At 53.1% G+C, this 24163-nt stretch carries 17 protein-coding genes, 1 tRNA gene and 2 pseudogenes; 9 read left to right on the top strand and 11 right to left on the bottom strand.

From position 1 onward, the window contains the following. Positions 1 to 386: 386 nt before the first annotated feature. The 4 genes and pseudogenes from NMAG_RS21905 to NMAG_RS01730 all read right to left on the bottom strand — a co-directional run bounded on the left by NMAG_RS21905 (position 387) and on the right by NMAG_RS01730 (position 2400). Complete coding sequence (locus NMAG_RS21905) at positions 387 to 548, bottom strand: hypothetical protein (RefSeq protein WP_012996345.1); 162 nt, start codon at positions 546 to 548, stop codon at positions 387 to 389. Positions 549 to 1052: 504 nt separating this feature from the next. After that, positions 1053 to 1439 (bottom strand): serine integrase family protein, encoded by a 387-nt coding sequence (locus tag NMAG_RS22310; protein ID WP_004213878.1) that lies wholly within the window; start codon positions 1437 to 1439, stop codon positions 1053 to 1055. A 30-nt stretch (positions 1440 to 1469) separates the two neighbouring features. After that, positions 1470 to 1610: pseudogene (locus NMAG_RS22735) on the bottom strand (recombinase family protein); the annotation flags it as partial. 607 nt (positions 1611 to 2217) lie between these two features. Then, positions 2218 to 2400 (bottom strand): hypothetical protein, encoded by a 183-nt coding sequence (locus NMAG_RS01730; protein ID WP_237076805.1) that lies wholly within the window; start codon positions 2398 to 2400, stop codon positions 2218 to 2220. 717 nt (positions 2401 to 3117) lie between these two features. On the opposite strand from NMAG_RS01730, the gene NMAG_RS01735 reads away from it, so the two are divergent. The 4 genes from NMAG_RS01735 to NMAG_RS01750 all read left to right on the top strand — a co-directional run bounded on the left by NMAG_RS01735 (position 3118) and on the right by NMAG_RS01750 (position 8225). Further along, positions 3118 to 3936 (top strand): hypothetical protein, encoded by an 819-nt coding sequence (locus NMAG_RS01735; RefSeq protein ID WP_049939262.1) that lies wholly within the window; start codon positions 3118 to 3120, stop codon positions 3934 to 3936. Between the two features lie 114 nt (positions 3937 to 4050). Further along, a complete protein-coding gene (locus NMAG_RS01740) occupies positions 4051 to 4617 on the top strand; it encodes a hypothetical protein (RefSeq protein ID WP_237076806.1) in 567 nt (188 codons plus the stop codon). A 615-nt stretch (positions 4618 to 5232) separates the two neighbouring features. Continuing rightward, complete coding sequence (locus NMAG_RS01745; protein WP_004213885.1) at positions 5233 to 6465, top strand: AAA family ATPase; 1233 nt, start codon at positions 5233 to 5235, stop codon at positions 6463 to 6465. Then, positions 6465 to 8225 (top strand): 5-methylcytosine restriction system specificity protein McrC, encoded by a 1761-nt coding sequence (locus NMAG_RS01750; protein ID WP_004213886.1) that lies wholly within the window; start codon positions 6465 to 6467, stop codon positions 8223 to 8225. The genes NMAG_RS01745 and NMAG_RS01750 overlap by 1 nt, the downstream gene beginning before the upstream one ends. A 9-nt stretch (positions 8226 to 8234) precedes the next feature. Here NMAG_RS01750 and NMAG_RS01755 read toward each other — a convergent pair whose 3' ends face one another. Further along, positions 8235 to 8618: a hypothetical protein gene (locus tag NMAG_RS01755; protein WP_004213890.1), complete on the bottom strand. Its 384-nt coding sequence runs from the start codon at positions 8616 to 8618 to the stop codon at positions 8235 to 8237. A gap of 240 nt (positions 8619 to 8858) precedes the next feature. On the opposite strand from NMAG_RS01755, the gene NMAG_RS01760 reads away from it, so the two are divergent. Both NMAG_RS01760 and NMAG_RS01765 read left to right on the top strand, forming a co-directional pair. Next, the gene (locus NMAG_RS01760; protein WP_012996351.1) at positions 8859 to 11543 is read left to right on the top strand and encodes a DUF1156 domain-containing protein; all 2685 of its coding nucleotides are present in this window, start codon (positions 8859 to 8861) and stop codon (positions 11541 to 11543) included. Between the two features lie 328 nt (positions 11544 to 11871). Continuing rightward, a pseudogene (locus NMAG_RS01765) lies at positions 11872 to 12670 on the top strand (IS5 family transposase). A gap of 45 nt (positions 12671 to 12715) precedes the next feature. Here NMAG_RS01765 and NMAG_RS20775 read toward each other — a convergent pair. The 3 genes from NMAG_RS20775 to NMAG_RS01775 form a co-directional block, all read right to left on the bottom strand. Next, positions 12716 to 13174 (bottom strand): hypothetical protein, encoded by a 459-nt coding sequence (locus NMAG_RS20775; RefSeq protein ID WP_004213896.1) that lies wholly within the window; start codon positions 13172 to 13174, stop codon positions 12716 to 12718. Further along, positions 13171 to 14169: a phospholipase D-like domain-containing protein gene (locus NMAG_RS01770; protein WP_237076807.1), complete on the bottom strand. Its 999-nt coding sequence runs from the start codon at positions 14167 to 14169 to the stop codon at positions 13171 to 13173. The genes NMAG_RS20775 and NMAG_RS01770 overlap by 4 nt, the downstream gene beginning before the upstream one ends. Before the next feature lie 196 nt (positions 14170 to 14365). Continuing rightward, positions 14366 to 17572, bottom strand: a complete 3207-nt coding sequence (locus NMAG_RS01775; RefSeq protein WP_004213898.1) for a DUF499 domain-containing protein — start codon at positions 17570 to 17572, stop codon at positions 14366 to 14368. Positions 17573 to 17715: 143 nt separating this feature from the next. On the opposite strand from NMAG_RS01775, the gene NMAG_RS01780 reads away from it, so the two are divergent. After that, the gene (locus tag NMAG_RS01780; RefSeq protein WP_004213899.1) at positions 17716 to 19470 is read left to right on the top strand and encodes a DEAD/DEAH box helicase; all 1755 of its coding nucleotides are present in this window, start codon (positions 17716 to 17718) and stop codon (positions 19468 to 19470) included. Next, entirely contained in the window at positions 19463 to 20629 is a 1167-nt protein-coding gene (locus NMAG_RS01785; protein WP_004213900.1) for a hypothetical protein, read from the top strand. Before NMAG_RS01780 ends, NMAG_RS01785 begins: the two co-directional genes overlap by 8 nt. A 1259-nt stretch (positions 20630 to 21888) precedes the next feature. On the opposite strand, the gene NMAG_RS01790 is transcribed toward NMAG_RS01785, so the two are convergent. From NMAG_RS01790 to NMAG_RS01800, 3 genes are all read right to left on the bottom strand, one after another. Then, positions 21889 to 22524, bottom strand: a complete 636-nt coding sequence (locus tag NMAG_RS01790) for a hypothetical protein (RefSeq protein WP_004213902.1) — start codon at positions 22522 to 22524, stop codon at positions 21889 to 21891. A gap of 455 nt (positions 22525 to 22979) precedes the next feature. Further along, positions 22980 to 23054, bottom strand: a tRNA-Val gene (locus NMAG_RS01795). Between the two features lie 214 nt (positions 23055 to 23268). Further along, positions 23269 to 23802, bottom strand: coding sequence for a cob(I)yrinic acid a,c-diamide adenosyltransferase (locus tag NMAG_RS01800; protein ID WP_004213903.1), 534 nt, complete (start codon positions 23800 to 23802; stop codon positions 23269 to 23271). 123 nt (positions 23803 to 23925) lie between these two features. On the opposite strand from NMAG_RS01800, the gene NMAG_RS01805 reads away from it, so the two are divergent. Then, positions 23926 to 24105, top strand: a complete 180-nt coding sequence (locus NMAG_RS01805; RefSeq protein WP_004213904.1) for a DUF7838 family putative zinc beta-ribbon protein — start codon at positions 23926 to 23928, stop codon at positions 24103 to 24105. Positions 24106 to 24163 lie beyond the last annotated feature (58 nt).

Genomic DNA, 24163 nt, shown 5'->3' on the forward strand with positions numbered 1-24163 from the left:
CAACCCAATTTTTCAAAAGTGAGTCACGGCACAGCGTTCTGTGATACAGTCATTGGGCACCCTGTCCCGTAGGGTTCCCTCGAATTAAATCCGCCCCCATAATGACGGAAAGTAGTTGCCAGCACGTGGTGTGCGGAACTGCACTCGTGCAGTTGTACGTACGGCCGAATGTACGCTCGAACGTGCAGTTGTACGTACGGCCGAATGTACACTCGAACGAATACTGGCGTGTACACTTGGTTATACTTCGGTAATATGGGTAGTACGTACATCTGGACGAACGACTGTCGATACATAGCGTCGTGCGATCGTGCGTTGACAAGATCAACCGGACCGAATAGAAGTGGACTCTAAGTAGACCTGATAGCAATTACTCAGGTATCCCGTCATCCTCTATGTCCTGTTGCTAATGTTCCTTCCTCATCGAGAATCTCATCTAAGTCCTCGAAATAGTGATTATCGATCACCCGATCTTCCTCTTCCTCGCTGTCGAGAACATCGTCTAAGCCTTCGAAACCAATGTCACCTGCCTTATCTCTGTTAGACATGCGATTCGTACGATTCGCGGCCTATAATTAACGATATCTGGGTTTGAGTGTCCCATTGCATTGGTACTGTACCTCGGTGCTGTACCATGGTACTGCGACGTGGTACTGTAACGTGGTACTCTCCGCACACCACACCGCGGTTCAGTCGCGTGGATTTTAGACCCATCGCCGCATACATGCGCACGACATGGCGCATGAGGTTCGTGATGTGATCGGGATTGAACAAGTTTTGATCCTTGCGCTCGGGATCTCTATGATAATCGTCGGTGTCGCAGGGCTCGTCTGGTTCTGACTCTCAACGATCGATCTTGCGTGCGTGGTGTGCGGCTAAACATGGGTCACTCGTCAGGCACCCACATCGTGATCTCCTCTCTATCGTAAAATTCCACAGCTGGTGGGTCCTCATCTATGCACGGTTCGGGTGGGTCTCGATTGAGAGACTCTTGCAGAAGTGGGTGCATAAGGTCCTTTTAGTGATCTCTGATGTTAGTCGTTTCCAAGAAGCTACCTTCCGAGGGGTTCGAGTTGTTTCTCCCCGGCTTCGACCTTCGCACGTTCGCCCTTCCACTCGTCATTGTCGAACGAGATTTCGTAGTTCTGCTCAGCGCGCTTCAGGATCGACTGGACGGCCGACTGCGGGATTTCGAAGTAATCCGCGGTCGTACTCTTGGACCGTCCTTTCTTGACTTCCCTGATGAAGTTCTGAGCGCGGTTGTACTCGACCGGATCCTGGTACATGAACCCGTCTTCAACATAGTAACCGAAGGGAGGTCTCCCGACTCGCTTCCCATCGCGCCGGGCTTTATCGACTCCTTGCTGCACGCGGTCTTGGATCATCTTCCGTTCGGCGTCGTCCAGCACTATCAGCATGTTCAGTAGCATGTCGGCCATCCAGTCGTCTTCGCGCGTGGTGTCGATCAGTTACTGCGTGAGATTAAGACCGATGTTTTTCTGCCGTAGGTCCTCGACGAAAGACGCGAGTCCACTGAACGATCGTCCGAGTCGATCAATCTCTGTAGCAGTGATGACGTCAAATTCATCGATCGATTCGCGCATGTCGTTGTACTGGTCACGGAAGAGTCACGCCCCTGACTCGATGTCCACGAACCACTGGACTTCATCTTCGTCGTATTCGTTGAGAATCGATTCGCGTTGGCGTTCGGCGTCCTAGTCAGCTGTGCTGACTCGGACGTAGGCTGCAGTGTTCTGAGGAGGTGTTTCGTCTATACCCAACCTAATCGACGTACCCCTATCAAAGAGGTTAGTTCTCTTGACGGTATGGAATAGATTAGTTTTCCTTAGTTAGTCGCGCAAGTCGTGTGCAAAATCCAGTAGGTTTGGTTGCGTCGCAGCGTCGATGGCGTACGCTCCCGTGAGCGCTGCTGGTGTGAGTAGTGTATTAGCAGTGCACCGGTGAGTATTCACGTGATGCGGTTATCCCAGTTCATCTGTCCCATACCTCCAACGGGTGCTCGCTCGGTGTGCACGCTGAGTGCGGGGCCGAGTGTCTTGGTGGTTGCGTGCAAATCAACCGCCTGTCCGGTGCACGGCGTCGCACGCCGGGTTCCCGCACAACCGGCGTTCCGGGCTGCATTCGCAGTGAGTGTTGCTTGCCCCATACTCGATACTCCGGGTTACACCCGTGAAGGAAAGATAAGATAGTTGATGTCTAACCCTCGTCGTCCTGTAGGAAGTCGCTGGTATCGCACATATCGACCGCCTCTTCGAAGGCCTCCCGGTCCTCCCGCATCCCGTCGATCACGTCGTCACCAAGTCGCTCCCGCACTTCATCTTCCGTGATGTCTCCTGCACGGTAGCGTTCGTACGTAGCGATTTTCTCCGCGTCGCGCATACTCATAGTTCGACTCAAAGACTTCTAATTCTTCCTCCGGGACCGTGGATTCCAAATGAGAGTGTAACAAGGTACAGTACTACGTCTCGGTACCTTGGTACTGTAAGGAAGGTAATTCGATCCAATAACCATCAGCGCTGCATACCACTGCAGCGTGATGGCATGAATCAGGGTGGGAACGGGCCACCACGCCCGCTCGTCTCTCTGTCAACCGGGCCCAACCACGCGCCCGGCACTTGTCGACACAGATACTGGGTACTAATACCTCCGGATTTCTACGAGGTGCCTCGGCTTCAGCACGTCACCGTTGTCGTACCCAACCAGCGTCTTGCTAATTGGAGAGCATTACGAGGACTACGAGGAGAGGCTGAACGATAGCCTCAGTAACGTCACGCACGGGCGTTTCCGCGCGTACTGCGACGTACAGGTCAATCAAATCTGCTGTACTCATCGTCGTTGATCATTAAAACTCAAGCTTGAATTGGTACGATAGTAGTGGTTCCAGTGGTGCAGAGTTTTGGAAAGATCATTGTTCTGGTGACCGATTTAAACGCAGATTGTGTGCTGGCGCGCGCGGTGTGACCCAATAGCTCTGGATTTTGGAAGGGCTATCGAGTGGCGTCAGGAGTAATTTGGGTGGGTTTGCCGCTTTCTCAGGATAGTCGATTCCTCAGAGGCCAAGGTGTTTTAAATGACCACGAATTTACCCCAGGTGCGATGAAAAGCAACGAGAGCCCGAATGCTGCCGCCAGAGGCGGTAACAACGTTGAATATGCAGATGGACAAGAACAGGTGCGATCATATGCTGAGGTGAAGCGTAGTCGAGATACTGTTCGATCCTATTCGGCTGGCGGGAGATTGTACGCGTACCGAGAAGACGATGAACACGTAGTTGTGTCATGCGGACAAGAGCCTCAGACACAGTGGGTGAAGCGTGTCCAAGCGGAGAGAACGACCGTAGAAGAGAATGAGAAACTCTGGACTATTCCGGAGAACTGGAATCATCAACTCACCGTTCGTGAGACAGACCTTGCTAGGTATTGGGTGTACAGAATCCCGGAGACCAATGTTGATCTGAAGGTAGCGGTACCGACAAATGACCGTTTGGTCGATGCTTGGTACCAAGTCAAGGAAGTAGGGACACTCACTGCGAAATACGATGATGAGTGCAATTGGGATCGACTGGACGAATTGATCAAAGATGCCCGTGCCGAAGATTGGGAGACAGCTGTTGTTGAGGCTCTTGATGAAATTGCTGCGAACGGGGAACAGATCGAGCAGGAACTCGTTGAGGAAGTCAATCTGTCCGCAGTAGGCGCAGTCAAAGCTGGCCGGGACGTCACTCCTTCGTTTGATGGATGGATTGTCGATCCGTGGGTCGAGACATGGCACCAATACTACACCGACATACTGGAGACAGTACTGACTGAGCAGAACAGCGATGCTGACACTCAGACTGATGCAATCAACATCGTCCTAGATGCTAATGTACTGCCCGCGTCGCCTCGCGTTCGCCTACAAATCGATGATCACTGAGGGAGACCTTATCAAGACTGGAGCGGACCACTTGCTGCCAACTGGTGGTGAGGCGTAATGGCAGCTACAGCCCCTATGCCGATCAACTTGAACCTCACCCCCCGTGAGAAATCGATGATACGCGCAAACTGGAGTGAGTTCACGCAGTACCTCGCACCCCCCGGTATTGCGTGGAAATGGGGCAAGAGTGGACTATCGGAAAAGTCGAAACAGTACCTGAAGCATCACAACCTCATCGTTCGAGACCCCAATGACGAGAAGTGGCAGACGACCGAGGACCTGTGGCTGTTCATCATCAGTCGAGCAGGAGATGATGAGATCATCGGGACGAATGCTATAGGGCAGTGCAAAATCCCAGATGCGGCAGTTCGAGACCCGAAGACGCGATTACTCCAATCGGAAGCGAAACACAATGGACAACCGAAGCGAGACGAACAGCAAACGCTCACTGGCGACACGGCCAACTCTGTCAACGCCCTCCAGTCAATCGAACATGGGGAAGTGAATCAGACAAAGGACCCAACTCACTCGTCAGACCGTGAGCAGGCCGCACCCCACACGGACCAAGCCCCGCTCACCGCGTGGTGTGCGGCGGATAACTCGGCAATTGACGAGGACCTAGTCGTATGGGACGGTCCGACCGTCCGGAGCGAGATAGCGATCCGAACACCTGCGGACTAATTTTCCGTATCAACCCGGATTTGTTGCCGTTCTTGTAACAGCAATGCGACACCGGATTAGAGTTCTATATTATAAGAATCTGTACCACGATCGTGTACCTCCAGAGTGTATCACGGTACAGAATCGTGTACCAGATCCACTTGGGAAACGAGTACCGAACCTGTATCGATCACGCTGGAGGAATTGGATGATGTACCCGGTTTGAGCTGCACACCACACAGACCGCGAGTGGTGTACGGGCTTCCCCTTTGAGTCGAGCCAGTGCATAATTGCACATGTTTTCCAATGATGACAGTGCTTGAAAGAGCTCCAGTCCGACAATATCGAAATCGACGACAAGTACTGTACACCATGTGGAACCGCCACGAGTGGTAGAGGGAAGACACCGACCTCGACAGACAACACCAACCAAATGGGAGTCTGTAAGGTGCACTGACAGCACGACCGTTCTACCGGTTACTCGTGATCGCTGCGGGTAATCCAAGTACTGACGCAAGCGATACTGCCAACTGTCCTAATTATGACCCCTCATCAAAATCGAGAGTTGATAAATGGAAATGTCCTCTACGAGCAACACGTGAGATTTTATAAGGACTGCACATCCTTTATCTGAAAATGGGTAATTCGTCCGACGATACATACACACTGGAGGGCGCCAAAGAGGAGATTGACATCCTTCGACGTGTCGAGGAGGACGTTATAGACGCGATTGAAAACGCTGAAGATGAGGACGTGTTACAATATCTCATCGAAGACGAGAAACTGGACGAGACACACGATGGAAAGCGTGGGCTCGGCAAAGTTCGACGTGCAGTTCTTGAATCTACACTTGCGTCTGACCGTCTCAAGCGCGTCGTGAGTCTCCGAGGTGACGAAACGCCCAAAGACATCCTGGTTCCTGAGGACGTTACGCGAAACGCCAAAGTCGCGCTTGAGGCAGGGAAACCCGTCGTGCTCTATGGACCGACGGGAACGGGCAAGACGACGTTTGCGAAGCAGTTGGCCCGAGATACGGGAATCGGATACTCACTCCACACCGCGACGCCTTCGTGGACACCCTCGGACATCATCGGTGGAATCAGTCCCGACTACACTGGTGAATCGCTAAGCTATCGGACCAAGCTCGGCTGTGTCTCGGAGGGTGTTCAACGGGCTCGGCGGTTCGACGTCAAATACGGTGTCATCCTCGACGAGATTACCCGGGCCGACATCTCAAAGATCTTCGGGCCACTTTACACCGCCATCGAAAACCCGCACCAGACGATTTTCGAGACCGATGAGGGAGAGACCATCCAACTCGACGAGCGGGTAAACATCATCTGTACGATGAACATGTCGGACCGCACAGTAAACGAACTCGACAACGCGATCACCCGCCGGTTCGCCATGATCGAGTTGGACGAATACGAGGAGGACAAGCGACGGCAGCTGTTCAGAGACTGGCTCGACACACACGTTTCAGGACAGACTGATATCGACGACAGCGAGTTGCTCCGTCTCTTTGAGCGAGACTACGAGGGGATCAACCACGGCAACGAATCCACGGCACAGGGAGCAATCATGCGGTTCGGTCCGATGCACTACCGCGACGTCGCCGTGTTCGTCGGTGTCGCCTGCCGAGAAGGTGGGGAGTACGAATACGACCAAACCGATTCGGTCGGACAAGCCTTCCGAACGTACATCGTTCCCCGGCTGCTGAACTCCGCAGCGTTCCCACAGGTGGAGCGAATTGCAGAACACTACCGGGCGCTGAACGACGAGTTTGAGGAATTCGACCTCGCCCCGGCGGCTGAACTCGCTGAACGGGAACTTGAACAGGAGCGACGCCAGATGGGTTCATACGAGTAATGAGTAGCATCGACGAAGTCTATCAGTACGGCCGGGATACGTTCGACGTCCCCGAGCGAGGGGAGATCCGGATAGAGGACTGTCCGTCGACCATCACTGATCAACTTCGTCGCGCGTCATTCACGCAGGAGAGCCCCGGCGTGTTCACGAAGCGCCAGGAGGCTCTCGACTCCGACCAACAGTACGATGTCATCACGGTGACTGTGGAGGGTGACGACGGCGACGTCATTCACGTTTCCGCGACGGATATCGTCGGAGCGGTCAGTCTAACACCGTCATCGAAGGTGACGATCTCTCCGAAGATCGACTGGGGACCGATCTTCGACATGCTCCTGGCAGTGTACGATCAGAACCGGTCGATCGACTACCACGGGATCCCACTTCAGGACTTCCTCTCTGACGATATCGAACTCGACGACGTGCTCGTGGTGATGGCGATCAACTACTTGGAGGGACTTGAGACCATCCAACGCAACGGGTACATCCGGGACCTGATCCTTCGACGGACCAACAGCCTTGAAGGTCGAGGAGAGATCGACGTCGAACAAACCCTTCTGAACCACGCCCGCGGGACTGTCGAGCCGAATTGGATCCGAAACGAAACGGAGTACGACAACGCTGCGAACTCGTTACTCCACTACGCAGGGAAAACACTGCTTCGGCTGTTCCGTCAGAACGCCTCGGAGTACGACCATCCCGGTTACGATCGTATCTTCTCAGAAGTTCATCGGGAGATCGAACGGTTGGAGGGGATGGGTGTTGACAGCGGGTTGGACCGTATCGACGAGTATCGGCGCATCACTCTCGGTGACTTGCCGAAACAACGCCAGTACTACCGAAAGGCGTTCGACGTCGCAAAGGCAGTGTTGTCGTCATCGCTCGGTCAGCAGCTCAAGGACGGACCTCGGGAGTTGGTTGTGGACTACGTCCTGAACATGGAGTCACTGTTCGAGCAGTACTCACAGGTGGTGATCGAGCGCGAACTCTCGTATATCAAGTCCTACGATCATTTCGATTCGATTGCCAACGTCAAACCTGCGTCGTCACCGTCAGTAAATCCGTTCGAAGGAGAGAACCAAATCTACCACGAGCCCGATCACGCGCTCCAAGAGGGCGAAGAAACGATCGCCGTTCTTGACTCCAAGTACTACGCAGAAGGGCACGATCCCGTTAAGGAGTCCCAGTCACGGTCACGGCTGTTCAGCTACGCCTACCTCCTGCACGCCGACAGACTCGCATTCCTGTGTCCGTTGCTCGAACCACGACGCCGTCGAGTTACACAGACTGGCGCAGAGTTGGAGATCGTCTCTCCGACGGGCGACTTCTCGCTAGACAAGTATGACGAAGTCGTACACGAGTACCTCCATAGCGTTCTCGTAGAGATCCACCCAGAACTAGAACCGTTCCACGCCATCGCAGAGAACAAGCTGTGTTTGGATGGGGTGGACGAGAGCGATCTCAGCAAAGCTGCCGATATGAACGGCCCCTTTGCATTCCAAGACCCCCGAGATTTCTCACTTCAGGTGGTAAAAGCGGCTGCTGATGAACACTCGTACAACGTTCGGAACCGGTACGACTTAGAACATGGTGGCGATTGGACGCGAGAACAGATCGAAACACGATGTGGCCGACGTAACGAGTACACGTGGACTTGCCTTCCCGTATTTTACGAGGGGGGAGGTGAAGACTGGGTAGACCTGTACTTCCTCAAACGAGATACGGGGGAAGTCGAGAAGGAAGGTCCGTTAAAACTCCTGTAAGTAGACGCCTCAGAAGGGCGTAAGGAGCCAGTTTCCATCCTCTTTCCGTTCGAGTTGAGTCCCAAACACGTCCTGTAACGAGTGGAGCTGGTCATCGTAGCGGAGATCGTACGTTTTCCCCTGGCGATGGAACGACCCCTCAACGACGAACTGAACCGTCGGATTCTGGTACTCCAAATCGTTCGCCCGTCGATCCATCGCTCTCTTCAGATCTGTTCGGAGTTCGCTGTCGGAGAGAGCCTCTTCAAGTCCAATTACGGAGACTTCGTCCGGAACGTCGTCATTCTGAAGCCGATTGATGAACTCCTTGATGGGCATGCGGTGATCGAAGGTATCGTACGCGCCTTCGATGACGAGATTGTAGCGTCCGGGGATACGTCCGGGTCCTGCCATTGGTCGATTTACAGTTTCACAGGATAAATAACGGGATGATGTCGCTTAGCCAGACAGACACCTGTAACCGGGTTGTTGGAGTCTATATTCAAGCATACCGGATAATGGGGACATTGTGTACGAAAATGTTAAACAAGGTACTGATAGGGGTATTATAAAAACATCATATTTTGTACTGTCTGTGTCGGTGCCGGTGATGTGGATTTATGATGTTCGGATGGTTTGAATGGCATATCCAAAATGTCTCAGGAAACGGATCGCTCTGCTGACCGAGAGGAACGGAATGAACTACCGATAGAACGCGGGTACCCGATTGAACAAGTCAATGAGATTGTTGACCGGGAAAATCGAGCAAAGCGATACTACCGTCCACTATCCACCCTTCATAAGTGGTGGGCACGGCGACTGGGGAGTGTCTTCCGCACAATTTGCCTCTACACACTCTTAGATGACCCAAAGGAGGTATCGGTCATAGAGTCCGGAAATAACGAGACACTCGGAGATTTTGGTGGCGGACACAGCGAAGTTCAGCAGTTATTGGAACAGGTTGATTTAGCAGACCCTGAGAGCCTGTGGGAACTCTACCCAAAAGATGTACGAGTAGATGACAAGAAGGTACTTGATCCGTTCATGGGTGGTGGGACATCACTTATGGAAGCATCGCGTTTCGGAGCTTCTGTCGTTGGCAATGATCTGAATCCTGTTGCGTGGTTCGTGACGAAGAAAGAGCTTGAAGCGGGGCAAACCGACCCTGATACGTTGGAATCTGCTTTCGATGAAGTCGAAGAGCGTGTTGCAGATTCTATTGGTGAACATTACAGTACCTCTTGTCCGACCTGTGAGAAGGATGCGGATGTAATGTACTATCTGTGGGTGAACGAACTTGACTGTACATCTTGTAGCGAGACTGTTTCACTATTCAAGGATTATCGTGTGGCAAAAGGTCGGTATGATGACAAAGACAAATACAATATTCTTTGTCCCGACTGTGAATCTATATTCTTAGTCGATGAGTGGCGGGAAAGCTGTACGTGTCCTGCGTGCCAAAATGAGTTTACACCATCACAAGGAACTGCTGATGGTGCAGACTATTCTTGTCATGATTGTGGACAGCGTTATCCTGTCATGGACGCGGTAAATGAACAGGATGGACTCAAGCCCCGCCTCTACGCAATAGAATACTATTGTCCACATTGCGACGACCGGGGATTAGATCGCAGCGAAGTGAAGGGGTACAAGGTGCCCGATGACCGAGATATTGAGCGACATCGAGAAGCTGTTGAGGAGTGGGAAAATAGCCCGGAACTCCGGTCATACGTTCCATCACTCGAAATCCCGCTTGGAATAAAGACTGATAGTGCAGCATTTGATGAAAGCGTAGGCGGCGGGCACAATCTCCTACGATATGGGTATACCCAATGGACAGACTTATTCAGCGAGAGACAACTTCTTTGCCTTTCTAAACTGTTGAAAGCAATAGATGAAGTTGAAGATAATAATGCACGTGAGTATCTCCTCACAGCGTTTTCTGATTCACTTATGTTCAATAATATGTTCACAATATACAATCTTCAAGGGCACAAGATAGAGGGCGTCTTTAGAGGAAATTATTTCAAACCCTCTAAGGAATTTGTTGAAAATAACCCATGGGGGACAAAGTATGGCCGTGGTACATTTATCAAGTCATGGGACAAGATAAAAGCAGGTGTCGACTGGGCTAAAGCCCCTGTAGAGCGCCATATTATAGATGGCTCTACCGAAAAGACTGAGCCTTTCGGACAGCCTGTTGGAGAAGAATTTGAACTTCTGTGTGGAGATGTTCGTGATCTTGAATTCCAAGATGAATTTGATGCAGTTTTAACCGACCCACCATACTATAATAACGTGATCTATTCAGAACTTTCTAATTTCTTTTATGTGTGGCTGCGACTGTTGCTATCTGAAGAATATGAACAATTTGAACCGGAGTCCACACCAAGAGCAGACAGTATTGTTACTAACCCCGCTGAAGGAAAGACAGAAGAGGATTTTGAGAAAGAACTGCGAGAATCCTTTTCAGTCGTTCACAGCGCCCTCAAATCAGACGGTGTTCTCGCTTTCACATATCATCATAGCAACGTAGAATCATGGGGTGAACTCCTCGAAGCCCTTTGTGATGTTGGGTTTGAAGTTACAGCTACGTATCCGGTAACAGCCGATACGAATCGGGCGACATACAAACTAACGGAAGGTGATGCGGTTTCGTTCGATATAATCATCGTAGCCCGTCCTGCATCGGAGCGGAAGCCTATTTCGTGGAATAGCCTCCGACGGCAAATATACCGGACAGCACAGCAAACCCGCCAACGGCTTGAAGAGAATCGTAATATTTCACGTGGTGATATTGGGGTCATTGAGATGGGTGAGTGCTTCCATGAGTATTCCAAACACCACGGAAAAGTCATGCGGGCGGGCGAGGAGATGAGCGCCAAGGAAGTTGTCGAAGAAATCTATGGCGTTATCCAACAGGGAAGTGAGATTGGCGAGATTGATGTATTCTTTGACCTACTTGAGACTGATGAACCGACCTACGACGACCTGAACAAACTCACGCGAGGAACGAACGCGAACCCTGAGCAAATGGAAGATATGCACCTCTACCGGAGAGATGATGGCGAGTTCCTTCTTGGAACATGGGACGATGAAAAGCGCATGGCCTACATCCAAGAGCGTGTGAACGGAGACGGAGATAATGGCCTGAACGCTCTTGAAAAGGCACAATTCCTTCGCTACCGCTACGAAAAGGGCAAATCCACACAAAACTATCTTGAGAAGTGGGACATAGACGACGAGCTCCGCGAGCTGTGTGAAGGATTAGCCGACGCGACTGGCGACGACACCTACCGACGCATCCTTGGAGCCGACTCTTCACTGAGTGAGTTCTAAATAAACCACTCCATCGTAAGAGTTCTTTTCGGGCATATCACGCCGCGAACCGGCATATATTGAAGTATCTGTCGTGTTCAAATGAAGTTGGAACGCTTGGGGGTGTCGGGGTTCAAACAAACCCCGGTTGAAATCAGATCGTGGTTTCGAGCGTCAAACCGCCTGAAGTCTATGCTGTCCGGTGAATGAAAATTACATAGAAACCGGATGCCGCCTATTCTTTAATCAGAGGAATCAGCAATAGAGAAGATGGCTCTGGTGAATCACTAGGCGGCGTCGGTTTAGTCCGGTAGAACTAGGGAGTTGAAGCGGGAAGCTTCCGATGTTCATGTCGAAGATCTCTCGCTTCACTGGGAACGTCGTGACGTTGGCTAAAAATGCTGTTGGTGGCCGAGGCGAAGTCGCCGCCCCGCAGGGTGGCGGCGGCTTCGCCGACTACGCCGTTGTTTCGCTGCATTGTCTGCAGATTCACCTAGAGAAATCCTACCGCGAGGCCCTATATCTCCTGAGCGAGATGCCACATATATTGGCGGAGATCGGCCTCGACGCTCGTAAAGGCGTTTGACAGAATCAAGATGGCGGTCTGGCGAGTGCTGCTGCGCCGACAGGCGCAGCTGCACGAGCCATCTGGTCACGCTGCGATGGACGCGACGTTTTTCGACCGCGAAAACGCCAGCAAACACTACTGCCGCCGGACGAATTACCGCGTCCAGACGCTCAAAACAACCACTCTCGTCGATACAGAGACACAGGCTGTCCTCGACGTTCATTGTACGACCGAGAAACGTCACGACACCCAACTCGGCTGGCAACTCGCCCGCCGCAACACGGGCGAGTTGCACAGCCTCGCTGCCGACAAAGGTTACGATTGGCAGCGATTACGTGAGAAACTGAGGGAAAAGGGCGTGAGGCCACTGATCAAGCATCGTGAGTTCCGCCCCATCGATCACGCGCATAACGCGCGGATCGATGGAACTCTCTACGGCCAGAGAGCCCTGTCTGAGACCGTCTTTTCGGTGATCAAGCGCACGCTCGGCGACGCCGTGCGTGCGCGATCCTGGTATCGAGAGTTCCGTGAAATCGTCCTGATGTGTGTCGTCTACAACATCAAACGTGCTGTGAGCTAAGCAAATCCAACGCCGTATGGTGATTCACCACGGCCGAGAAGATTGTTATCTGCAGACTGGGCAAGAAGGATCGTCCTCGTCCCTTCGTACAGCATAGCGGAAACTACACTCAGAACAAGTTACCTGTACAGTTTCAATCGATAAATGTGGAGATGGAGCATTCCGTGAACCGAAATCGATCTCATCAGTATTGGTTTCCACCTCGATGAAATCGTTCGAGGATAAGCCGTTGAAGGCGTCTTCCCACATCTCTGCAAATTCTTTTTCCGCCATTCTCCGTAGCTCTGTTTCAGCTACTGCCTCACTATACGTTGCTTGTTCTTCAGTCAAGAACTCATCCACCTCTTCTACCCACTCACAGTATGGGCATCGAAGATTCAAATATTGCTGTTCCTCAAAGGTCTCAGAGTGAATAGTGAACTTGCCGTCACAGTGTGGACACTGGCGAGGGATCAAACCGTTTTCGTCCGTCGGCAAAGTGATATTCACTTCTTTCTTCGTCATACGATCACACTTCCTTTCTGCCAAGCATTTTCGAACTGGCCAATAATCGTCTCCCGGTTAATCGGTCTGAGTTCTGAAGCCGTATGCTGTGTATCTCCGGCATCATGGAATGAATGACCCCACGCCCAACCATCTTCTCTATCTCGAATAACATAGCGGTCATGGAAATCCCAGTCACTATCGGGGAGAAATCGAACCTCAATAGTCGAATGATTCTGAACGAACTGGTTCACCCGTTTCTGATAACCACCTCCCGTAACACGGTCGGTCGTAACCACCTTGATCTCAACACCTTTCGGTACATGCTGTAACAGATCGTACAGTCCCTCACGGGCAAAACGGTCGATAATGATGACCTCGTCACGCGCTAACTCAGCGAAGTCTCGAAACAGATTCTCCGCCTTCCCCGACTCACCAGGACCAATCGATGCCTGCCGAAACTTCTGCCGGCTGCCGATACGTGGGATTTCAACTCCGTCCTCCTCAAACTGCTCGAACCGTTCACTACCACTCTGAGTAATCTTGATCTGGTGATAGAAAAGACCGCCACCACCTCCTCTGGTCTCTACAAACCGCTTCTCCTTCAAGTACCAGATATTCTGATCAACTTCATCTTCGTTAGCGTCGGCTTCAGCTATCAACTGATCTCGGTCGATATAGCCCCACCCAGGATCCTCTCTAATCGCTTGATACAGAACCCTCAAAATTTCGTACCGAGTATCCGATTCAAGGATCGTCTCGTAACCTTGGGAATACAGCTCCTCAATCCCAGCTGGCGTGATCTGTATCCGTGCAACCTTACTGCTCATCGTCGGCTCGTTCTCTAAAAATTCTCCGTTGAGCCGTTCTACGTTGTATATGATATCTTCCCTGCTGTACTCGCTGAGGCTTTCGAATATCTCATTCCCGCCCCACTCTGTTAACGGATCGTCGTTGAATCGTTCATACAACCATTTCAGGATTTCACGTTGGATCTTTTTGTCCTGCTCTGCCATTTTCTTGTTAGAAAAACAGCGAGTCAAGAGCATAAATATACTGTTGATGCAGATTCAAATCGCTAGATTATTCGACTACGGCACCTCTCGATAAATTGTAGCAGTTCAGGTCTGAATCCGCAATACGTCGCATATCTCGGTCAGTGTAACTGTCGAGTCTAAAAATGGGATTACACCATAGCCAGTTCCGCGTCCCTTACTTTTGGAAGCTAATCTCGACTTTCAAACTCGACGCCTCGTCGGGCATACGCTCGAACAAGTCCTGTACCTTGGTGTAATCCTGTTCGGAGCGGAGCGTCAAGCTCACTTGCGAACGTTCGATGTCGGCCGTCCCCTGAAGCGCGCCGGGTACACCCTCCCGGTCCGGGAGCATGAACGTGACGTCGCCGTACTCGACAGTCCCGGTCTGGTGGTCTCTTCGCCATTTTCTGCGCATGGCGGCGACGTCGTCGCCGTTGTACTCGAATCGCCACGTCTCTGAACCGACGTCGGGGATCCGGAACGGATAACCCGGCACCCAATCGGACGACTTCTCGGACCCTGTGGGCCCGACGACGTACACTGGCTCCTCCTCACGGCCGAGGTTCTGCAGAAGGAATGTTTGTACCATGTCCTCCGTAACGGAGCTATCGAACCGATCGGTGACCTTGGTCACGGTGAACTGGTCACCGATATCAAGGTCGGTTAGATAGTCTATAATCTGTTTGCCGATACGGTCGGAGACTGTCGGAACGATCTTCACCGTCATCGGATTCCGGTCGCCGAGAGAGTCCAAATACCGCCCGCCAGCTTCTAGCACGTACTCGTCGATGAGGAATTCATTCACTGCCTCGCGGGCTGCCGTCTCGGTTTCGTCCGGCGGGAGGAACACAGATTCGTCCGCGCGGATCTCGCCAATGATCGTTTCGAGGTTTGCGTACCCCTCTGCATCGATCGCCTCTTCAATACGCTCGGCGAGATACGACCCACCGACAGTCGTCGCACTCCCGACGTCCCGGAGTGTCCCATCCGACTGCGGCTTATCGAGAATCTCGTTGCCCCGAACGACCACGTATTGGTCCTCGCGGTTCAGCCGCCCGATAGCACGCATCACGACGTCGTGGCTGTCGCCGTCGAGCCAGATCTCGCCATCCTCGACCAGTTCCAACTCGAAGTCACCGATATCAAGCGCCGTCGTCCCGCTTCCGAACCGCTGGCGGAGTTGCTGTTCGACGTCGTCAACACCCCACACGTCCACGTCCTCCTTTCGGACCAAGACGGTGTCAAGCGAACTTCCGGAGGGGTCGTCACGGAAGCCGCCGGAGTCACGAGCTAACACTGGCTTCCCTTCGAGGGCTTCCACGGTTGCGTTCAACACGTCGTTCGCGCTTCCGGGAATCGGGAGTTCCGGATCACGGAGGAACTGCTCGTACACGTCCTCGATCGAGATCTCGCCGCGACGCTCCATCAGGTCCGACACGATGGGCCACACGTGAGACTGCAGGTCGAAGGGATCTGCCGCCGCGGAGTCCGCGATGTTCGAAGCATCGAGTTCCGGTCCATCGGAGACATAGACATCGAGGTCCATCGGTGCTACGAGATCGAACTCTTGGAGCAGGTTGTCTCCGTCTAGAACCTCTCCATAGAGCAGCTGCAGTTCTTCACGGAGCTCGCTTACCTCCTGGTCTTTCATCGACTGAATTGACTCGCGGATCTCGTCATCGAGGGACTCATCGGCGAGGACCTGACGGGCACCTTCGATGTACCGTGCTTTATCGATGTATCGAGTCCCCGATTCAATCGCCTTGTCGCCGGAGGGCTGCACGAACACGAGCGTGTTCCGCCACTCACGCCCGCGGCTGTCGTTTGTGATTACGCGCTCAACCTCCTCCTGTGTCCATTGATCGTCCTTTACCACGACCTTGATGTCGCGGTCGTCCGGGACGTCCCGAATATCGTCAGTTCGGAAGCCAACGGGAGATGCGTTCGACCCGAAGATGTCGGTTATGAAGTCGGCGGTTTCGGCCTTCGCTGATCGCTCGGAGACATCGACTGCGGCGTTCCGAATGAGTGCGTTCGGGTTCTGACGATCCCGGATGGCGTATTTCCCGTTCAGCTTGTGGAGGTGCCAGGCGACGCCGTGTAGTCGCTCAAGGTTGAGCACGACATCGGAGACGAGGTCGCCCGTCTGGTACGCCCCCATCACGATCTCCGAGACCTCTGCGCCCTCTCCCTCGCTCGGCTTCAGTGAGTAGAGCAGGATGGTGTTGAGGATGCGGCGACCATGGGGGACATCGTCCTCATCCACCCGATTCTTGATGTCGCCGGTCGCAGCGTTCAGTCGTTCGTAGTTAATCTTGGAGAGTTCGCCCTCAAACTCGATCCCATCGATATCCCCGTGTGTGATCAGGTTTGTCTGGTCCTGCATTTCGAGGAGGACCTTCGAGAAGAGGTAGATCATCCCGCGCGTGTTCTGGTTCCCCTCGTCAGCGTAGTACCGCGTCTCAAGCGCATCAAGGAGGACAGGATGGAACGGGTAGAGGTCGTGCATCTCCGAGAGGAGGTCGTCAGGAATGGTGACGTGGTCCGACTGATCGTAGGCGTCGAAGTACCCGTTCACGATCTCACGAGCAGCTGATTCGTCAGTGTCCTCGATCAACCGGTGGTGGAGGACTTCGCGCTTGTCCACCTGGTTGTTCATGTTGACTTCGACCGCCTGTTCCCGGTTCAGAATATCGTGGACCTCGGAGCCCTCACGAAGAACAGAGACGATAGTGTAGAGCTCTAAATCGGACAGTGCTGTCGATTCGAGCAGCGATTGGAGGAAGGCCTTGTTCGCGCTCTTGCGGTCCCCTTGGAGCGTATCGAACCAGTCCTCAAGCTCGTCGACGAAGAACGCGACGGTGTCATCGCCGACGGCGTCCTGAATCGTCTGCATGTCCGGATAGCCGCCGGACTCGTACGTCCCGGGGTCGTAGTGGAGTGCCTCGAAGAACGGCTCCCAAAGGTACTCGTACTGTTCGTTCTGCATAGCGACCGTGATTGGGACTGCAGACTCCGGAAGCGATGATTCGAACTCCTCAATTTCCTCGGTTGCCCACGAACCCGCAGCAACGGGATCATCGAAACAGTGGTACAGCGCCACCATTTGGTGGGATTTCCCACTCCCATAGGGGCCATAGAGGATGTGCGTCCCCCGTGGGTCATCGCCAGTCAAGGAATCGCGGAGGATCGAGAGGGCCTCTCGGAGCCCCTGAGTCATCAGCGTCCGTTCGAAGAAGAGCTCCGCGTCGGACTCGAATTCGTTGTCGTCGTCGACGTTGTAGAGCTTTACTTGACCATCTATTTGTCCGTCTTCTCGAAGTTCACGGCTGAGGGTTACCGTGTCTTCGAGGGTATTTGATAAAGATCCGGTTTGTGCCATCTTGATACTTACCAGACTCCTTTGACACCCAATAAGCACTATGGTCCTGTGGGTTCAGTCTGCTTTGTGAGTACCATAAGATGTACTGATCAGCGTTTGTCGGTCACAAAACGTATTTCACGCATACTTGTCTCTACGAAAGTATGAGAGGCTACGACCTCGTCGATGTTGAGGTCTCGCACGAGCCTGCGGACGATCTTCTCGACTCCCTATCTACCGACACTACCGATGGGAATCATCTACAGAGTATCCAGGCCGTTCGTCTTCATGCGGGTCAGCCGGACTCTGAACTTCGGTCGTTGAAGGAGTTAGACGAGAACGCCGTTAAGCTACTCGAACATCAGGTGGATGCAGCCTACCGGGCTCTCTTCGAGATGGATGGGAAAGCCCTTCTCGCTGACGAGGTCGGACTTGGAAAGACCATTGAGGTCGGGATGATCCTCAAGGAGATGCATTTTCGGGACACGGATGAGTCCGTGCTCGTTCTCACGCCTGCACAACTGGCGAAACAGTGGCAGGCTGAGCTCCGTGAGAAGTTCGGCCTCGACTTTATATGCAACTATGACGACGAGTTTGAGGATTTTGATGCGCACGACTACATCATTGCGAGCATCGACACTGCGAAGAGTGAACGACACCGACAGACGGTACTCGACCGCAGCTGGGACGTTTTAGTACTTGACGAGGCACACTACGTCAAGAACGAAGAGACAAACCGATACGACCTGATCGACCGGCTCTCGTACAACTACGCGTTCTTCCTGACGGCAACACCAATCCAGAACGAACTGACGGACCTGTATAATGTCGTCTCACTGCTCCGCCCTGGTCTGTTCGGTACGCGCGATGTGTTCCATCAGTACTTCGTGAACAGCAACCAAGAGACGCTCGTCAATCGAGACGAATTGCAAGACCGGTTGAACAAAGTGATGATTCGGAACCGACGGGAAGACACGGACATCGACTTCACAGATCGAACTATCGACACACGAACGTTTGATCCCACTCAAAAAGAGCGCGAACTCTATCAGGCAGTCTCCGATTACGTCAAAGGTGCATACAGCCAAGACCAAGGGCAGAAGCTAGTGTTGATGCTCCTCCAGAAGGAGGTTGTCAGTAGTCCTGTAGCGCTTAAGGAAACAATCGAGAAACGACTCTATGAACAGTCCGAACTCACCCACGCGGACGAACTGGAATCGATTCTTGATCTGATCGAAGATATTGATACGGTAACGAAACAGGAGCGTCTCCTGGACATCGTTGAAGAGGCCCGCGACAATGTCGAGATGGGGCGCGTGATCGTCTTCACGCAGTTCCGAGCGACCCAACGACAGGTTCTCGACCGACTTGCCTCGGAAGGGTATACAGTACACGCGTTCCATGGCGGGCACTCCAGTAGTGAGAAGGAGAAGATCGTGAAGAACTTCGAGGAGGAAGGAGGAATCCTTGTTTCAACCGATGCGATGAGCGAAGGCCGTAATCTTCAGTTCTGTAATTTGCTAGTGAACATGGATTTGCCGTGGAATCCGATGCGCGTCGAACAGCGGATCGGGCGTGTCCACCGTATCGGGCAGAAGCGGGATGTCTTCATATTCAATATGGCGCTAAAGGATACTGTTGAAGAATACGTGTTGGAGCGCCTCTACCACAAAATCGACCTGTTCCAACAGAGTGTAGGAGAACTGAGTTCAATCCTGAGTCGATTAGAAGAGTCCGGAACGAGCTTCGAAGACCAGATTTTCGAGCGGCTGGTTAATGCTGATTCAGAAGTCGATCTGGAGAACGATTTTGATGCGATGGCCGTCGATCTACAAGAACAACGCGAACTTGCTGACAAACTAGAGGAGTTCAACAGCGGTGTTTTCGAAGGCTTTGACCTGGGTGAAAGCGATGACTGATGCAGCCCTCGCGGTCACGCAGTCTGCAGTCGAGGAATTTACCGAACGCTATTTAGAGTCGCTTGGCGGCACCATCGATAAACAAGGGGACAAGTGGGAGGCTACCATCCCCGATAATGAGGACACGGAATTACCAGCCGGGAGGATGTCATTACTCACTGGCGACGACACCAATGAGGGGGCTACTGGAAATCCTCTTCATCCGGAGAGTGAGTTTTTCCAGCGAATTCTCAGAGAAGCGAGTGAACGTCGTCCCACGGGAAAGTTGACCATAGAAGCCGACCAGGCCAAAGTAGAGCTACCACAATGGGTGGAGGGAAGCGACGTCGAAGTGAGAGAAACACAATTCACTCCGTATTACGACCGAGCGGCGATTGTGGTACTCTTCGAGGTGAGTATCGAGACTGTCAGTGAGTACCAACAAGAGTTCCTTCGGGCCATTGCCATAGATGGCCGCTCGGAACAGAGACTTCCAGAGTTGGAAGAGACGTTTCTTCGAATGACGTCTATTACCACGGAAACGGAATCCACTGCCTCTCAATCGGCGTTTTCGGAAGCAGACGTACCTTCACTTCTCGACGTTGCCCAGAATCAGCTAATGGCGAAAGTGCAGACCGAAATTGACGAAGTTCACAGAGAGGCATCCAGAGCTGCAGACGCAGAGGTCGAAGAGTACCGCCAGCTGCAACAACAACGGATCCAAGAGCTGGAAGAAGAATGTTCGAAGCTATCCTCAAAGATCGACGAACTAAGTGAAGCGATCAACGGTAGTGACCAAGATGACCGCGTAGAGGCACTTAAGGAGAGGAAAAAGGTGAAAGCAGAGTACGAGAAGGTTGATTCGGAGTTAAGTGACCTCCACAAGCAGCGAGATCAGGGATATCCTCAGAAGCAGGAAGAAATCCGTAAACGGCATGCGTTAGACGTTCGAGTAACCCCTCTCACGGTAACACAGGTAGAGTACGAACGAGGAGAGATGGATATCGAATTAGCTGAGGAAGGAACGACTCAGACAGTCACTATTGGATATGGAAGCGGTATCGGACCCATGGAAAACGTTCGATGTTCGTCTTGTGATCAAGAACTTACTGCAGAAAACTCTCTACAGACTATCAAAGGCTCACTTCAGTGTAGAAGATGTACTTCGCCTAATCCTTAAGAACAGAATTCAGTCAAAGGGTATGGTCAGTCCGCAATTTAGGGAGCAGCTTGTCGGCGCTTATCATAAACTGGTTTAGTGGCTGTGAGATGTACTGAGTTGGTGTGCCATGTGGTTAGAACAAGTATCGAAGCCATGGCATCGTTCCTTGGTACAGTTCCAAGATAGTGTACCAAGACTCTGTACTGTGTAACGGTACTCCGTCACTGTACCATGAACCGGTACTATAATTCTGTACCATGCTTGTGTACCATGAGATAGTAACAGGACTCTGAACCGAGACTGTGTTCCATGCCGTCGCGTCAAGGTACTGTACCGCGGTTTCATTCGGAACGTGCGCACTCACCCAGCACTATCAGAAATAGACAAGACCGACGACGCCAGCAATGATCATGGTGAGCTCAAAGGCGAGGATCAGTATTTGCTCAAATCCGATCACATTCCGGACCAATATTAACATGAAGATAGATCGAGACGGCAGATCCAACGTCGATTCCGCGCAAATAGTTCTCTTCACCGGAAGCACGTGATCCTGTTTGGCGATGCGTCAGTCCTCCCTCCATTGATCAATCGCACGCACTCAGCAACTGCGTCCTGACCATGTTCCTCAACGGCGGTATGAGCGAGTGAGTCGGCATGCACACCCTCCCTTGGTGAGGAAACTCGACGAAGCACGATCGAGACGACATCCCCTACCGATGGGTCAGCCGAATCACCAGTGACCTCACTCACATCGTACACCATAATCTTGAGTGTCTGACTGTATGCGCCGACGCGTCTAAAATCTCATCCGACTGCGCGCGAGTAGTAACCGTCTTTGCCAGCGTCATGGGTGAGCAGTAGGTTCCATGTAGCGTGCGCTTCAGGCAATCCAAGCAGTGATACCGAAAAAGAATTGCGGACACCCCCCGTCCCTATAGTTGAGTTTCGGGAAAGTCGCGTGATCTGCAGGAACGCAGACACTGCAGGCAATCCAAGCAGCGATATGAGCGAATAATTGCGGACACCCCCCGTCGTCCGGTCCGAACTGCGGGCAAGTCGTAGAACCCGTAGATCTGCGGTGACGCATCAGCAATCCAAGACGGCGCACGCGATCGTGTCTCCCTCGGTTCTGTTGAGCAGGAGGATATGCTTCACTCTGGGTGGCTACGGCCATTGTCTTGGACAGGAGTGACGTGTCGCCGGATATCTTGGATGAGAATTATAACGAGCTCATGGAGTCGGAGAAGGCCGAAAGTAGGGGGATTCCTCAATAACATCTAATGCATGACGTATGGGTAGAGCGAATCTGCCGGCCACTCACCGTTACCATCCTCAATCCATTTCAGGTAATCTCGGTAGGGATATACGTGGTATTTGTTATATTCCTCTGGCGGAATCCTGTCCAGATGCTCGTTCAACTTCTCATATCGATCGTACTTTTCCTGGTGGCAGAGGGCGCTGTAGGACCCGTACGCGGAAACCTGCACGTCTTCTATCCGGATGCGGCAGATGATGGCCGCTCCTCCGCGATCTAAGAAAGAGGTACCGAAGTGATTACTGTGGGGCCAGAGAAACACGCATCCGTAGCGTACGGATCCGGGTACGTGGTAGAGGTCGCTATGAACGTGCTCCAAGGGGTCGCCGAACCCATCCTTCAGGATCGACTCGGCTCGGTTGGGCTTGGTCTGGTGTACCAGCACTGCCTCGCCTAGTTCCACCTCTACCTCGCTTGCCTCCCTCGCTACCAGCTTTCTGGCGTCGTCGTTGTGCGATTGTGCCTCCACCCATTCGACTGGCTGGACGTGACTGGGGTCAGCCATTGCTTCGACAGGGCCGTTCTCGGCACAGACCTCCGCGAGTCGCCTTAGGTTGTCGTCAGTGTTGCGGATTTGTTCGAGTTTCGAGTGTTCCATCGGCCGTTAGTTCCGATTTGCGTTAACCGTCTCTCCCTCCTGGCCTCCTGGCTGGTTATGCTCTTGACCTGCACGCCGGTTCCAGGGTGGTCGCTACTACGGACGAACGGAGCGACTGGAGGATTGCGATGCACAGACCCAGAATAGTAGTCATATTTCGACGTAACCCACTCTACTCACTTAAAGCTATAAGGAAATAAAACAGTCTAACTGACCAACTATCTCCGTATATGGCAACCGAAGGATCGATTGATTAGCAGTGTGTGAGTCGTTCTCATTGCATGTGAATTTAAGTGCTCCTTCAACCTAATGCGCAGACGTGCCTGGGGTGCGGGACAGAATCGCTATGTTCGTTAACGAATTCAAAATCGGCCTCCGCTCAATGAGAGCGAAAAATACCGATTCAGTAGGCTCAGGATGCGAATCCCGGTCCTTCAAGATCGCGTGCGAGAAAATGGGTTGGGGCAGATTTGAACTGCCGACTTCCTCCGTGTGAAGGAGGTATCATAACCGGACTAGATCACCAACCCGCACCCGGTGCTATCCGCGCATTCGACTTAAGACTTCCTTTCAGTCGGCAGTGTGACCTGCCGACACAGGCACATCCGGTGTCTTCCCATCACCGAACCCGCTGGCTCCCTCACAGCAAATCGCGGCCAAACGCTTTGGTATCATGCGAGCGGGGACTCGAGTCCCTCTGTCTCCCAACCCCCTGTTCCCGTGTACCCGCGCCGCCGCAGTCTCTCAGTACTCCGGCGCTTCCTCAGGCTCACCCTCTCGTGCATTGACGACGCGGCCGAAAGTGAACAGGCCGTCCGACAGCCGGTTCAGGTACTGGACGGCCTGCTCGTTGATCTCCTCGTCCTGTGCGAGGTCGATGGCCCGGCGTTCGGCGCGCCGACACACCGTTCGTGCGTGGTGCAGTCGTGCGCCCGTATCGCTTCCCGAGGGGAGGATGAACGAAGTCAGCGGCTCGAGTTCCTCGTCGAACTCGTCGATCCAGTCTTCGACGGTGTCGACGTGCGCGGCAGTGATCGCGGGGTCGTCCTCGTCGGGATCGGGATTCGCGAAGTCGGCCTGGACGACGTGGAGGTGGTTCTGCACGCTTCGCAGGCAGTCGTCCACGTCGTCGTGGCCGGTCGGGCGAATCGTCCCGAGCAGCGCGTTGAGTTCGTCGACGGTGCCGTACGCCTCGATGCGGGCGCTCGTCTTCGAAACGCGGGTCATGTCCCGCAGGTCTGTCTGACCGTCGTCGCCGCGGCCGGTGTAGATCGACATAGCCGAACCGACGGATGGTGCTTACTTAATTGCTAGCCGCTCGGCTGTCTCGTCGCTTTGCAGTCCCACTTACCAGCATCCGGAACCAGTACGTTCAATTCGCTCCGCGCGCAACCGCCTCGTATGGCGATGGAACTCGATCACGACTGTCCCGACTGCGGCGAGGAACGGACGTTCTACCGTGCGGCGAGTACGACTGTCCACCTCGGCGAGAAGGTCAAGTGGCACTGTCCCGACTGTGACTACGGATTCGTCCGGATCAGCGATAATGGAACCACGGTCGACTCGAGTGCAGACGCGTAGTTTCTCATTCTCCCACCGCCTTCGGAAACTCGTTGGTCGTCACACCAGGAACACCAAC

The sequence above is a fragment of the Natrialba magadii ATCC 43099 genome (genome assembly GCF_000025625.1).
Classification (GTDB): domain Archaea; phylum Halobacteriota; class Halobacteria; order Halobacteriales; family Natrialbaceae; genus Natrialba; species Natrialba magadii.

What these genes read in the sequence shown, in the direction of transcription:
- NMAG_RS01790 (WP_004213902.1), bottom strand. Translation starts at nt 22,524, where the DNA reads ATGGAACACTCGAAACTCGAACAAATCCGCAACACTGACGACAACCTA.
- NMAG_RS01800 (WP_004213903.1), bottom strand. Translation starts at nt 23,802, where the DNA reads ATGTCGATCTACACCGGCCGCGGCGACGACGGTCAGACAGACCTGCGG.
- NMAG_RS01775 (WP_004213898.1), bottom strand. Translation starts at nt 17,572, where the DNA reads ATGGCACAAACCGGATCTTTATCAAATACCCTCGAAGACACGGTAACC.
- NMAG_RS01755 (WP_004213890.1), bottom strand. Translation starts at nt 8,618, where the DNA reads ATGGCAGGACCCGGACGTATCCCCGGACGCTACAATCTCGTCATCGAA.
- NMAG_RS20775 (WP_004213896.1), bottom strand. Translation starts at nt 13,174, where the DNA reads ATGACGAAGAAAGAAGTGAATATCACTTTGCCGACGGACGAAAACGGT.
- NMAG_RS21905 (WP_012996345.1), bottom strand. Translation starts at nt 548, where the DNA reads ATGTCTAACAGAGATAAGGCAGGTGACATTGGTTTCGAAGGCTTAGAC.
- NMAG_RS01805 (WP_004213904.1), top strand. Translation starts at nt 23,926, where the DNA reads ATGGCGATGGAACTCGATCACGACTGTCCCGACTGCGGCGAGGAACGG.
- NMAG_RS01745 (WP_004213885.1), top strand. Translation starts at nt 5,233, where the DNA reads ATGGGTAATTCGTCCGACGATACATACACACTGGAGGGCGCCAAAGAG.
- NMAG_RS01740 (WP_237076806.1), top strand. Translation starts at nt 4,051, where the DNA reads ATGATACGCGCAAACTGGAGTGAGTTCACGCAGTACCTCGCACCCCCC.
- NMAG_RS01785 (WP_004213900.1), top strand. Translation starts at nt 19,463, where the DNA reads ATGACTGATGCAGCCCTCGCGGTCACGCAGTCTGCAGTCGAGGAATTT.
- NMAG_RS22310 (WP_004213878.1), bottom strand. Translation starts at nt 1,439, where the DNA reads ATGGCCGACATGCTACTGAACATGCTGATAGTGCTGGACGACGCCGAA.
- NMAG_RS01780 (WP_004213899.1), top strand. Translation starts at nt 17,716, where the DNA reads ATGAGAGGCTACGACCTCGTCGATGTTGAGGTCTCGCACGAGCCTGCG.
- NMAG_RS01770 (WP_237076807.1), bottom strand. Translation starts at nt 14,169, where the DNA reads ATGGCAGAGCAGGACAAAAAGATCCAACGTGAAATCCTGAAATGGTTG.
- NMAG_RS01735 (WP_049939262.1), top strand. Translation starts at nt 3,118, where the DNA reads ATGAAAAGCAACGAGAGCCCGAATGCTGCCGCCAGAGGCGGTAACAAC.
- NMAG_RS01750 (WP_004213886.1), top strand. Translation starts at nt 6,465, where the DNA reads ATGAGTAGCATCGACGAAGTCTATCAGTACGGCCGGGATACGTTCGAC.
- NMAG_RS01760 (WP_012996351.1), top strand. Translation starts at nt 8,859, where the DNA reads ATGTCTCAGGAAACGGATCGCTCTGCTGACCGAGAGGAACGGAATGAA.
- NMAG_RS01730 (WP_237076805.1), bottom strand. Translation starts at nt 2,400, where the DNA reads ATGCGCGACGCGGAGAAAATCGCTACGTACGAACGCTACCGTGCAGGA.